We start from the raw sequence: 12,386 nt of genomic DNA, 5'->3' as shown, positions 1-12,386 counted from the left end.
TTAGGCTGCCGCTCGTCTAGGGAACAGCCGGCTCGCGCGTCTTGCGCATCAGTTCGGCCAGGGGAGAGGACTTCCCCAGATGATCCAGGATCTCGCCGAACGTGGTCGGCGTCTCGTCCTGACCGAGCTTGAACTTGGCGGTCTGGCGGACGACCCGCGCCCTGAACGCCAGGATGTGCGGCGCCAGCTCGTCGTAGCGCTCCTCCAGCCGATCAGGCGTCCAGCGGCCATGCTCCAAAGCGTCCGCCAGATCGGCCAGGGCCTTGTCGTTCTCCTCTGGAACGAAGCGGATCTCGACCTCGAAGTAGGCGAGGGCGTAGTTCCAGGTCGGTCCCCACTTCGGTTTGCTGATCCAGGACGGGGAGATGTAGGCCTGTGGTCCCATGAAGACGACTACGGCGCGCGGATCGGCCTCCAGCGCCTGGATCTGCGGGTTCGAGCGGCCGAAGTGACCGAAGAACTCCACGACCTCACCGTCGGCGTTGCGGACCGCCAGCAGGGGCAGGGGGGTGACATGCGCGGCCTCGCCGCTGCTCATCACCAGGCCGAGAATCTGTTGCTCGACGAAATCTCCGACATCGGTGGGGCGGGCCGGGACGAAAGGCGACGGCCTCATGCGCCATACCTCTGTCGGCCATTAACAATCGTCCGCAGAACTTTGATTTTTCGGAGTTTATCGACCGGCGCGGAGAGCGGGTCGGCATCGAGCACGACGATGTCCGCCAGATAGCCAACGGTCAGCTGCCCCAACCGGTCTTCCTGGAATCCGGCGTGGGCGTTGGCGGTGGTGTAGGCGGTCATGGCCTGCTCGACCGTGATCTTTTCATTGGGCAGCCAGCCGCCCGGATTAGCGTCGTCCAGGGTCTGGCGGGCGACGGCGGCATGGATGCCGGTGATGGGATCAAGCGGTCCCACGGGCCAGTCGGAGCCGAAGGTCATGCGGGCGCCGGCCTTGAGGAAGGAGCCGAAGGCATAGGTGCCGTTAAGGCGGGCCTCGCCGATCCGCTTCACCGCCCATCGGCCGTCGTCGATGGCGTGGAACGGCTGCACCGAGGCGATCACCTGCTGGCGCGCGAACCGGGGAATGGCGGCCGGCCGCACATGCTGGGCGTGTTCGATGCGGAAGCGGCGATCACGCTGCCCGTTGATACGCACGGCTTCATCGAAGACGTCGAGGACGTCGTCATTGGCCCGGTCGCCAATGGCGTGGACCGTGACCTGCAGCCCGCGTTTATCGGCGGCCAGAACCGCCCCGCGCAGATCGTCCAGCGCCATCACTCGCGTGCCGTACTGGCCCGGCGCATCCGAATAAGCTTCATGGAACAGGGCGGTGCGAGAGCCGAGCGAGCCGTCGGACAGCCCCTTCACCCCGCCCCAGCGCACCCAGTCGTCGCCGCGCCCGTGGCTGTCCACGAAGGCCGCCATCTTCTCCCAGTCCTGCAAAGGGACGAAGGAGTAGAAGCGCATGTCCGTCCCGCCGCGTTGGCGCAGGCGAAGCAGGGTGTCCTGGACGCTCCAGTTGATCTCCGGGACGTGGACCTGGGCGACCCCGTGGCTCAGGCCGTGGGCGATGCCGGCGCGCATCGCTTCTTCGTTCTCCGCCTCCGTGACGGCGGGGATGACCCGCTCCACCAAAGCCTTGGCGTTGTCGCGCAGGATGCCCGTGGGCTCACCCTTGGCGTCCCGGTCGATCACCCCGCCGGCCGGGTCGGGCGTGTCGCGGGTGATCCCGGCCAGCCGCAGAGCCAGGCTGTTGACCAGATACATGTGCAGGTCTGTGCGCGGGGCCACGAACGGCGTCTGCGGGGTCACGGCGTCGATCCAATGGCGGTCCGGCAAGGCGCCGCCCAGGCGCTGCTCATCCCATGATCCGCCATGCAGCCAGCGGCCCGCCTTCAGACGCGAGGCCGCGGCGCCGACGCGCGAGACGAACTCTGGCCGGTCCTTGGCGCTGAGCAGGTCGGGCTGGGCCAGCATGTTGGAGGCCAGCAGGAAGTGGGTGTGGTTGTCGATGAAGGCCGGCATGACGAAGGCGCCGGCCAAGTCGATCACCTCCGTCCGGGCGGTGGTCAGGGACCCAACAGCGCCTGCGCCGATGGCGGCGATCCGCCCCGCTGTGATCCCGACCGCATCGGACAGCGGCGCGCCCGGGCGGCCCGTCCAGACGCGTCCGTTGATGAGCGCGAGGTCGAGACCCGTCTCCGCCGCCCACGCGGCGACAGAGTTCGCGGAGGCGAGGGCCAAGGCGCCCGCGCCCATCAGTCGGCGACGATCGATCATGTCCAGAGATCCTTCTCCATCCACGCTGAGATGACGGATTCAACTGGTAACCTGAAACATCCAAGAATGACCATCTCAAGGGGACCAATGCCCGCGCGTCGCGTGACGTCAGTCCAGAGGTGGCCCGCCCGCGATGCAGAAAGGCGGCTGCGGGTATTGCGAGACGGGGGCTCGGTTCCGCCTCATCCTTCATTCACAAGAGGACGGCGCGAAGCCGCCGGGAGGATTCGATGGCGGGCGATCCGCGAACGGCCATCGCGCAACGGCCCATGCGCGCCCTACAGATCGTGGCGGTGGCGCTGTGCGTCACGCTCAACGCCCTCGACGGCTTCGACGTGCTGGCGATCAGTTTCGCCGCGCCGGGGATCGCGGCGGAGTGGGGCATCGAGCGCGTCGCCCTAGGCGTGGTCCTGTCCATGGAGCTGATCGGCATGGCCGTGGGGTCGGTTCTGCTGGGCGGTCTGTCTGACAGGCTGGGGCGGCGGCCGGTGATCCTGGCCTGCCTTCTGGTCATGGCGTCGGGCATGTTGCTGGCGGCGCTGTCCGGCGACGTGCTGATGCTGGCGATCACCCGGCTCTACACCGGCCTGGGCATTGGCGGCATGTTGGCGGCGACCAGCGCCATGGTGGCGGAATACTCCAATGACCGCCGCCGGGACCTCAATGTCATGCTCAATATCGCGGGCTATTCGGCGGGCGCGATCATAGGCGGACTGATCGCCTCGACCCTGTTGGCGGCCACGGGTGACTGGCGGGCGGTGTTTCTGCTGGGCGCGGGCATGACCGCAGCCCTGATCCCTTTCGCGTGGTTCTGGCTGCCGGAGTCGATCGAGTTCCTCATCGCCCGCCGCCCCTCCAACGCGCTGGTGCGGGTGAACCGCACCCTGGCGCGGTTGAAGATCGAGCCGGCGACGGAACTGCCGGCGCCGTCCGGACCGGTGCAGAAGGCTTCGTTCACGGCTCTGTTTTCGCCCGCCTATCGGCGCGTCACGATCCTGCTGACCTTGGCCTACTTCGCCCAGATCCTCAGCTTCTACTATCTGCAGAAGTGGACGGCGAAGCTGGTGGTGGACATGGGCTTCGACGCGGCTACGGCCGCCCGTGTTCTGGTCTGCGTCAGCGTCGGGGGGCTGCTGGGGGCGGTGATCCTCGGCCTGATCGCCCAACGCGCGCCGCTGAAGCCCATCGTCATCGGCTCCATGCTCATCGCCTTCGCCAGCATCACCGTCTTTGGCATGGGGCACAGCGAGATCGGCGTGCTGGCGGTCATCGTCGCCATCGCCGGCTTCTTCACCAACGGCGGGGTGGTGGGCATGTATCCCATCATGGCGCGCACCTTCCCGGCGGCGTTGCGAGCCGGCGGCACGGGCTTTGTCATCGGGGTGGGGCGAGGCGGATCGGCGGTTGGCCCGATTCTGGCTGGCGGCCTGTTCAGCGCGGGCGCGGGAACGCCGCTGGTCTCGATGGTGATGGGGGGCGGCGCGGTGGCGGCCGCCTTGTTCATCGCCCTGCTGCCGCGCCCGACGACGTCCGACTAGCTGCCCAGTTCGGCGCTGAAACGGGCCAGTGTCTCCCGCAGGATGACGGCGGTCTGCTCGCGCCGCTCCAGGCAGCGCGTGGCCGGGCCGGCGACCACCATGGACAGTCGGCGTTGCGCCAGCGGAATAGGCAGGGCGACGCCCACCAGATCCGGCACGAACTCCGCCTCGCTCTGGTGATAGCCGCGCGCCTCGGCCCGCCGCAGCTTGGCCTCGACCTCTTCGCTGCGCATCGGGGTGGTGGAGCCGTACTGTTCAAAGTCGATCTTGCGATAGATCGCCTCCCGCTCGGCCAGCGAGAATTGGGCGAGCAGGGCGCGGCCCGCCGCGCTGGCGTGGATCGGCACCCGGTCGCCGACCTTGGCGAAGTATCGGATGGGGTGGGACGATTCCGCCACGTCGATGAACATCACATGCGACCCGGCCACGGTCCCCACCGCCGTGGTCTCGCCGGTGCGGGCGCAGACCTCGGCCGCCGCGGCGCGCAGGGCCGGGGGCAGGGGTTCCGCCTCCGCGATGGCGCTGGACAGGGTCAGCCACAGGGGTGTCGGGTAATAGCCGCCCCGCGCCCGGGTCTCGTACAGGAAGCCCTTGTCGGCCAGGGTGCCGACGATGTTGAAGGTGCTCGACCGGGGCCAGCCGAGGTCATCGGCGATCTCCGCCAGGGTGGCCGGTTCACGGCGCTCGGCGAAGTACGTCAACAGATCGACGACGTTGGCGGCTTGTTTGACGTGCATGCGCTGGGCTTAGCACGATGGCCTGGCGCGCACGACGCCGTCGTCGAGCAGGCCCTGGATCGTTTCGTCGTCCAGGCCGGCCTCGCCTAGAACCTCGGCGGAATGCTCGCCCAGCATGGGGGCCTGACGGCTGATCCCCGCCGCCGTCCGCGACCACCGCGTGGGCGGCGCGGTCGTCTTCATCGGCCCTTCGCTGGGGTGGATCACATCGCTGAAGAAGCCCGTAGCGGCGAGGTGAGGATCGTCCAGCAGCGACTTCAGGTCATGCATCGGCGTCACCGGCACGCCGGCCGGGCCGAGGGTCGTCAGCCATTCCTGGGTGGTGCGGGTGCGGAAGGTCTCGGCCAGGAAGCCGTAGACGTGGTCGATATTCCGGGTGCGGTTGGCGAAGCCGTCGAAGCGTCCGTCGCGCTGGGGCAGGTCCGACATGCCGACCTCCTTCAGGAAGGCGGCCCATTGGGCGTCGTTGTAGACCACGGCGCAGATCCGCCCGTCCGCGGTCTCGAACGGCCTTCGGTCCTTCGAAAGCAGGCGCTGATAGCCGCCCTCGTCCAACGGCGGGTCGAAGCTCTGGCCGCCCAGATGATCGCCCAGCACGAAGCTGGCCATGGTCTCGAACATCGGGACTTCGACCCGCTGGCCTTTGCCCGATGACGCCCGCTCATGAAGCGCCGCGCCGATGGCCGCCGCCGCATAGAGGCCGCAGACGCGGTCCGCCAGGGCGAGGGGGGCATAGCGCGGCATGTCCTGACCCTGGCGCTCTCCCAGGGCCGCGATTCCCGTCGCTCCTTGGATCAGGTCGTCATAGGCCGGCTGGCCAGCATAGGGGCCGCCTGAGCCAAAGCCTGTCAGGGCCACCTGGATCAGGCGCGGGTTGGCGGCCTCGAGAACTTCTGGCCCCAGCCCGAGCCGCTGCAGCGCCTGGGGGCGCACGTTCGACACGAACACGTCGGCCTTGATGATCAGCGCCAGAAAGGCATCCCGCCCACGCGGCTCGCGCAGGTCCAAGCACAGGCTGCGCTTGTTGCGGTTGGCGTTGAGGAAGAGGGAGCCCATGCCCGCGTTCCGGCCGGGCCCGATAGCGCGCACCACGTCGCCTTCCGGCGGCTCCACCTTGATGACGTCCGCCCCCCAGTCACCCAGCACCTGGGTGGCGTAGGGGCCCATCACCACGCTGGTCAGGTCGACGATCCGAACGCCGGCGAGCGCGCCCATCTCGGCTTCTCCTTGAAAGCTTCGATTTGACGAAGTCACATATATGTACAAATTATTCATGTGAATGAATAGTGAGGTGGCGCATGGAACGGTTCGATCGACTGTTCATCGGCGGCGAATGGCTTGCCCCGGTGGATGGCGGCTTGGTGGAGAGCATCGACCCATCGACCGGCAAGCCGTGGGCTGTCGTGGCCATGGGCGGTCCCAAGGACATCGACGCCGCCGTCGCCGCCGCGCGTGAGGCGTTCGAGGGATGGCGGCGCACGCCGGGTCACGAACGGGCGGCGATCCTGCGCCGGTTCGCGGAGCTCTATCGCGACAATGTCGAGATGCTGGCGAGCCTGGAGACCCGCGACAACGGGCGGGCGATCCGCGAGTCGCGCATGGATGTGGGCGGTCACCCGCAGACCTGGCACTGGTTCGCCTCCTTGGCTGACAAGGCGTCGGGCCGCACCATCCCGTTCGACGACACGGTCCATGTGTTCACGACCCGCGAACCGCTGGGCGTGGTCGGGGCCATCACGCCGTGGAACGTGCCGCTGATGAGCGCCACCTGGAAGCTGGCGCCGGCCCTGGCCGCCGGCTGCACCGTGGTGCTGAAGCCGGCCGAGCAGACCCCTGTCTCCAGCCTGGCCCTGGCGCGAGTGATCGAGCAGGCTGGCTTTCCGCCCGGCGTGGTCAATGTCGTACCCGGCGACGGCGCCACGGCCGGCGCGGCCCTGGTGGCCCATCCCGGCGTCGCCAAGATCAGCTTCACGGGCGAGGGCGAGACGGCCAAGACCATTTTGCGCAACGGCGCGGACACCCTGAAGCGCTTCTCCTTCGAACTGGGCGGCAAGGCGCCGCACATCATCTTCGCCGACGCCGACGTGGAGCAGGCGCTCAACGCCGCCACGGGCTCGGCCTTCGCCCTCTGCGGCCAGAGCTGCGCCCTCGGCTCCCGCGTCCTGGTGGAGCGCTCGATCTATGAGCGGGTGGTGGAGGAGTTCACGCGCCGGGTGGGTCGCGTCCGTGTCGGGCCGCCGCTCGATCCCGCCAACCACATGGGTCCGCAGGCGCACGCCGCCCAGCTCGAAAAGACCATGTCCTATGTCGGCGTCGGCCAGGACCAGGGCGCGCGTCTGGTGGCCGGCGGCCAACGTCTGCAAGGCTCCTGTTTCGGGGACGGCTACTACGTCGCGCCCACTGTCTTCGCCGACGTGGCGCCGGAGATGCGGATCGCGCAGGAGGAGATCTTCGGTCCCGTCGCCGCCCTGATCCCGTTCACCGGCGAAGACGAGGCGGTCGCCATCGCCAACGGCACCCCCTACGGCCTGGCCGCCGGCCTGTGGACCCAGGATGTCGGCCGCGCCCATCGCGTCTCGCAGCGGATCGAGGCGGGCATCGTCTGGGTGAACACCTATCGCTTCATCCGCTGGTCCACGCCCTACGGCGGCTTCAAATCCAGCGGCTGGGGCCGCGAGAACGGGCTGGAGGCTTTCGATGAGCACTTCGAGACCCGCACCACCGTCATCAGCACCACGGGGCGGTTCGCCGACCCCTTCGCGTCCTAAGAACAGGGAGAAACCTCATGCGCCTTCAAGGCAAACTCGCGGTGGTCACCGCCGGGGCATCGGGCATGGGCAAGGCGGGCGTTCTGCGCTTCGCCCGCGAAGGCGCGCGGGTCGCCGCTATCGACATCGACATAGGCGCGCTCAACGCCCTGGCCGAGGAAGCCAAGGCCGAGGGGCTGGATGTCTTCGTGATCCAGGCGGACCTCTCCGACGAGGCGCAGGCCAAGGGCAGCATCGACAACGCCGCTGAACGTCTGGGCGGCATCGACCTGCTGTGGGCCCACGCGGGCATCCCCGGGCCAGCCTCCACCGAGGATCTGGACATGGCCGCCTATCAGAAGGCGGTGACGCTCAATGTCACCTCGGCCGTGCTCGCCTCCGGCCAGGTGGCGCGCCACATGCGCAAACGCGGCGGCGGCTCCATCCTCTTCACCGCTTCGGTTTCGGGACTGGTAGGCTCGATGTTCAGCCCGATCTACTCGTCCTGCAAGTTCGCGGTGGTGGGCCTGACCAAGTCCCTGGCCCAGCGGTTCGCGCCGGACGGCATCCGCGTGAACGTGGTCTGCCCGGGCCTGAGCGACACGCCGATGATGGCCGGCTTCGTGGGCCGCAGCGGCGATCCCGCGGAGCAGGCCGCCAACGAACAGAAGATGCTGGCCTCCGTCCCCCTGGGTCGGCTGGGCAAGGCCGACGAGATCGCCAACGCCGCCCTGTGGCTGCTGTCTGACGAAGCCTCCTTCGTCACCGGCGTCGCCCTGCCGGTGGACGGCGGCTACACCTGCCGCTGATCGGGATGGCCATGAGCGGCTTCGAACTGGCGCCGGTGCTGGCCTTCGAGGACGGATTGCCCGCCCGGCATGTCGGTCCCTCGCAGACACACGATTGCGGCCGCCTGATCCTGGCGCTGGAAGGCGTGATGACGGTGTCCGCCGAGGAGGCGAGCTGCCTTCTGCCGCCTCATCGCGCGGCTTGGATTCCGGCGGGTGTTCCGCACGACATCTCGACCCGCGAGAAGGTCCGCTTCCAGACGCTGAGCTTGAAGTTGGGTCTCGACCGTCTTCCCGCCACGACGCGGGTGTTCGAGGTCTCGCCCCTGGTGCGGGCCTTGATCGGCGAGGTCGTCTGTTTCACCGTCCGCCACGAGTTCGGCGCGCGAGAGGCGGCTCTGACCGAGCTTCTCGTAGGCGAGATGGAGCGCATGCCGCGCGTCGGCGCGACGACCAGCCTGCCGGCTGACCGAAGGCTGCGCAGGGTGTGCGAGGCGATCATCGCCGATCCCTCCGACAACCGGCCCATCGACGACTGGGCCCTGCTGGCGGGCATGGGGCGGCGCACCTTCACCCGGACGTTCCGCACGGACATGGGCATGAGCCTAGCCGCGTGGCGCCGGCAGGTGAGGGTGATGGAGGCCGCCTCGCGCATCGCCGCCGGCGAGACGATCAACGTGGTCGCCTATGAGGTCGGCTATGAGAGCCCCAGCGCCTTCATCGCCATGTTCCACCGGGTCCTCGGCGCCCCGCCGGCCGCCTATTGCCGGGAGCTACGCGCGGCGGGGTGAACTGCGGCTGCGGCGGCGCCACAGGATCAGGCCGGACACACACAGCAGCAGGGTGACGATCCCGCCGGCCAGCACGGCGATCCGTCCGGCCAGGCCGAACGCCTTGCCGGAGTGCAGGGGATACTGCCAGGCGAACACCGCGTCGCCGACCGTCTCGCCGTTGTCGTGGCGGCGGGCGACCACCCGGCCGTCAGCCATGTCAACATAGGTCCAGAGGCGTCCGATGTCGTCGAGGTCGCGCCGGTCGAACGAGCGCACGGCGTACAGGCCTTGGCGCGGCAGCAGCTGCAGGCTGTCGACCTCACCCTCGGGCGCGGCGGCGATGATCGCCTGATCGGGAGTCACCGCATCCTTCGGCGGTCCCTTGGCCGGCATCTCGTAGTGCAGGCGCTCATTCACCGGCGAGAACCGTCGCATGGCGTCGCGCGTGCTCTCGGGCCAGGCGAGCAGGACTCCGGTCAGCGCCAACATCAGGGTCACCGGCCACAGCCAAAGACCCGGAGCCCGGTGCAGGTCGAACAGGCGGCGGGTGTTGAACCCCTTGCCGCCGATCTTCAGCGCCTCCAACGAACGGCCGATGCGCGGCGCCGCGAGCATGGCGGCGGGGACATGGTCGATGGCCCAGAGGAGGGCGACCAGCCCGAGGAACCAGGCTATGACCGGTCCCGCCATCAGGTCCATGTGCAACGCGTAAAGCGTGTCCATCAGGCGCCGTCGGTCGAAATGCGCGCCGTCAGTGATCCGAAAGCCCAACAGCGCCCCGTCGCGCGGATCCACGAAGACCTGCGCGGGGAACGACTTCTGGCCGCGCTCGATGGCACCCACCAGCATGAAGCTGTCGCCCGGCCTGTTCGGCAGGTCGACGATGCGCGGCGTGAAGCCGGGAACCGAGACCTGCGACGTCTCAACGACGGTCTTGATCGAGGCCGCCGCCGGACCCGCGGCGACGGCTCGCAGGTCCGGGTTCAGCCAGCGGTCCAGCTCGTCATAGAAGACGATGGCCGAACCGGTGGCCGACAGCAGGACGAGCCATAGCGCGGCGCCCAGACCGAACACCTTGTGCCACAGCCGAAGCGCCCGTCGCGCGCGGGCCATGGTCAGAAGCGGACCGCAGCGCTCACGCGGATGTCGCGTCCCGGTTCGCGCACCCCGACCACGCCGGCGAAGTCCGGGATGGCGGTGTAGTCGGCGACGCTGGCATGGGCGCGATAGGTGACGTCGAGCAGGTTGTAGACCCCGGCCAACAGAGTCAGGCGGTCATTCCCGAACGGACGCCAGCGGCCGAACACGTCCACCACCGTATAGCCGGGCTTGTCGACGAAATAGGTCTGGGTGGCCCAGCCGATGGCGACGTTGCGCTGCAGAACCTCGATATTGTTGAGATCCTCATAGCGCGTGACGCTGGCCTCGATCCCGAAGGTGTCCGACGGCTTGTAGCCGAAGGTCAGGTTCCAGTTGTCGCCGACCGAATTGCCCAGCCCGATGTGCTCGTAGCCCTCGATCTGGTCGCCGTTCAGGTGAGACCGGTAGTGGTTGTAGTAGGCGTCCGCCGACCAGGGGCCGTAGGCGTAGCCGGCGCGCAGCTCGACCCCCTCGGCCCGGAAGCGTCCGACATTCTCGTAGTAATTGGTGGCCTGCGGAGCAGGGCCGCCGCCGACCTGATCAAGGATCACGTCGTCGATCTTCATGTCGTAATAGACCGCCGAGAAGCGCAGCCCGTCACGCTCCCAGGCCGCGCCCACCTCGAAGTTGTCGACCCGCTCGGGCTGAAGGTCCGGCGCGATGGAGATGCGCCCGGGACGCATTTCCAGGGTGAAGGCGTCGCCGATCTCCTTGCCGCGGAAGGCTTCGGCGAAGCTGGCGTTCAGGGTCAGGCCGTCGATCAGCTCATAGCGCGCGCCGGCGTTGAAGCTGACGCCGTCGCTTTTCGTCCCATTGCGATAGGTGATCTGGCTGACATCGTAGCTGTCGTAACGCGCGCCGTAGCTGAGGGTCAGGTTCGGAAGCACCGTCCAGTGATCCTGCGCATAGAGGCCCAGCACGTCGCCCTTCTCGGCGAAGCGGCCGACAGTGGGATCCCAGGCCCAGTCGCCCCAGACGCTCGGATCATCAAGGTAACGGCTGACCACGCGGTCCTGGCGGTACTCGACGCCGGCCACCAGGTCGTGATCCCCACGAACGAAGCGGCCGCGGGCGTCAAAGCCGATGCTGCGGATGGTGGCGCCATAGTGGCCCCAGCGGTCGCTGCGGTTCTGGACAAAGCGCGAGCGGGTCCAGTAGGCGGTGGCCTCCAGGTCGAGGTCCGGGGTTACGCTCCAGCCGTAGTTGGCGACCGCCGTCTGACGGCGGCCTTCGGCGTCGAACAACGGGTTGCCGGCCAGGACCGGCCAGTTCGGGCGCTGGGCGAACGCGGCTTCCTCGTCGCGCTGCTCATAGCTGACCGACAGGCGATGCCCGCCGCCCAGCTCCCCGCCGACCTTCACGAAGCCGAGCTTCTGGGTCGCCGCCGTGCCCAGCAGGGTCTCCCCCGAGCCGTCTTTCACATCGTCGCGGTTCACATAGGTGTAGGAGCCGACAATCCCGATGTCGCCGAACAGGCGCGCATAGGCCATGCCGGTGAACTTGTAGCCGTCATTGGAGAACCAGCCGGCCTTGGCCATGCCGCCGATGTCCTGACCCGGATCGAGCAGGTCGTCTGCGTCGCGGGTGCGAAAGCGGATGGAGCCGCCCACCGCGCCGAAGCCGGAGGTGGCTTCGCCCGCGCCGGCCTTCACATCGACGGTCTTCAGTAGTTCCGGTTCGATGGAGACGCGGCCGATGTGGTGGAACAGCGTTCCGCGCTGAGGCGCGCCGTCCACGGTCACGTTCAGCATGCTGTCTTCAAGGCCGCGGACATAGATCTTCTGGGCGATGCCCACGCCGCCGCCGACGATGACCGAAGGCGTCTGGCGAAACAGGTCGGCCAGGTCGTTGGCTTGGCGGAACTCGACCTGGTCTTCGTTCAGCTCCACGTCGGTGAGGGCGCCGACGACGACCAGCTGATCGACCGCGCTGTCTTCGGCCGGGGCGACCGGCGCGCCCAGGGGCGCGGAGGCCGGGCGGCGGACAACGCCGCTTTCACTTCGGACGACGCGATAGCCGCCTTCGCCGTCGGCCTGGGCCTGGAGGCCGGTGGAGGCCAGCAGGCGGTCCAGGGCGGCTCCGGTGGTGTAGGCGCCGGAAAGGGCGTTCACGCGTTGGCCGCGGACCAGGGCGGGATCGACAGCGACCACCACGCCGGCCTGGCGGCCGAGACGCGCCAGGGCCGCGCCCAGGGAGCCGGCGGGAATGTCGAAGCGGCGCTCCGCTGAAGCGCTCTGGGCGTAAGCGACCTGCGGAATGGCCGCTGTTGAGGCCAGAAGGGCCAGGGCGAAGGCGGCGGCCGTCGGCCGTGCGAAGTTGGTCATGTCGATCCCCGAGGAGTGTGTTTCGACAGGGGGACGGACGAGCCGGGCGAAAAGGGACA

10 protein-coding genes are annotated in these 12,386 nt (G+C 68.5%); 4 read left to right on the top strand and 6 right to left on the bottom strand.

From position 1 onward, the window contains the following. Window positions 1-16: 16 nt before the first annotated feature. Complete coding sequence (locus P7B02_RS15880; RefSeq protein ID WP_277787325.1) at window positions 17-616, bottom strand: FMN-binding negative transcriptional regulator; 600 nt, start codon at window positions 614-616, stop codon at window positions 17-19. Then, the gene (locus P7B02_RS15875; protein WP_277787324.1) at window positions 613-2,280 is read right to left on the bottom strand and encodes an amidohydrolase; all 1,668 of its coding nucleotides are present in this window, start codon (window positions 2,278-2,280) and stop codon (window positions 613-615) included. Before P7B02_RS15875 ends, P7B02_RS15880 begins: the two co-directional genes overlap by 4 nt. Window positions 2,281-2,510: 230 nt before the next feature. Here P7B02_RS15875 and P7B02_RS15870 point away from each other — a divergent pair, with 230 nt between their 5' ends. After that, window positions 2,511-3,818, top strand: a complete 1,308-nt coding sequence (locus P7B02_RS15870; protein WP_277787323.1) for an MFS transporter — start codon at window positions 2,511-2,513, stop codon at window positions 3,816-3,818. Here the strand turns inward: P7B02_RS15870 and P7B02_RS15865 are convergent. Then, the gene (locus tag P7B02_RS15865; RefSeq protein ID WP_277787322.1) at window positions 3,815-4,555 is read right to left on the bottom strand and encodes an IclR family transcriptional regulator; all 741 of its coding nucleotides are present in this window, start codon (window positions 4,553-4,555) and stop codon (window positions 3,815-3,817) included. The genes P7B02_RS15870 and P7B02_RS15865 overlap by 4 nt on opposite strands. Before the next feature lie 9 nt (window positions 4,556-4,564). Further along, window positions 4,565-5,770 carry a CaiB/BaiF CoA transferase family protein gene (locus P7B02_RS15860; protein WP_277787321.1) on the bottom strand — a complete coding sequence of 402 codons (1,206 nt, stop codon included), beginning with the start codon at window positions 5,768-5,770 and terminating at the stop codon, window positions 4,565-4,567. 83 nt (window positions 5,771-5,853) lie between these two features. On the opposite strand from P7B02_RS15860, the gene P7B02_RS15855 reads away from it, so the two are divergent. The 3 genes from P7B02_RS15855 to P7B02_RS15845 are packed head-to-tail and all read left to right on the top strand — an operon-like array spanning window position 5,854 to window position 8,881. Continuing rightward, a complete protein-coding gene (locus tag P7B02_RS15855) occupies window positions 5,854-7,323 on the top strand; it encodes an aldehyde dehydrogenase (protein ID WP_277787320.1) in 1,470 nt (489 codons plus the stop codon). Between the two features lie 17 nt (window positions 7,324-7,340). Next, entirely contained in the window at window positions 7,341-8,111 is a 771-nt protein-coding gene (locus P7B02_RS15850) for an SDR family NAD(P)-dependent oxidoreductase (RefSeq protein ID WP_277787319.1), read from the top strand. Window positions 8,112-8,122: 11 nt separating this feature from the next. Beyond that, the gene (locus P7B02_RS15845) at window positions 8,123-8,881 is read left to right on the top strand and encodes an AraC family transcriptional regulator (RefSeq protein ID WP_277787318.1); all 759 of its coding nucleotides are present in this window, start codon (window positions 8,123-8,125) and stop codon (window positions 8,879-8,881) included. Here the strand turns inward: P7B02_RS15845 and P7B02_RS15840 are convergent. Next, a complete protein-coding gene (locus P7B02_RS15840) occupies window positions 8,864-9,976 on the bottom strand; it encodes a PepSY-associated TM helix domain-containing protein (RefSeq protein ID WP_277787317.1) in 1,113 nt (370 codons plus the stop codon). The two genes, P7B02_RS15845 and P7B02_RS15840, sit on opposite strands and share 18 nt — an antisense overlap. A 2-nt stretch (window positions 9,977-9,978) precedes the next feature. Beyond that, entirely contained in the window at window positions 9,979-12,327 is a 2,349-nt protein-coding gene (locus P7B02_RS15835; RefSeq protein WP_277787316.1) for a TonB-dependent receptor, read from the bottom strand. Between the last annotated feature and the right edge of the window lie 59 nt (window positions 12,328-12,386).

It is taken from the genome of Caulobacter segnis (assembly GCF_029543125.1).
Taxonomy (GTDB): domain Bacteria; phylum Pseudomonadota; class Alphaproteobacteria; order Caulobacterales; family Caulobacteraceae; genus Caulobacter; species Caulobacter segnis_D.
The sequence above is the reverse complement of the archived record's forward strand: the minus strand, read 5'-3'. Positions and strand labels throughout refer to the sequence as shown.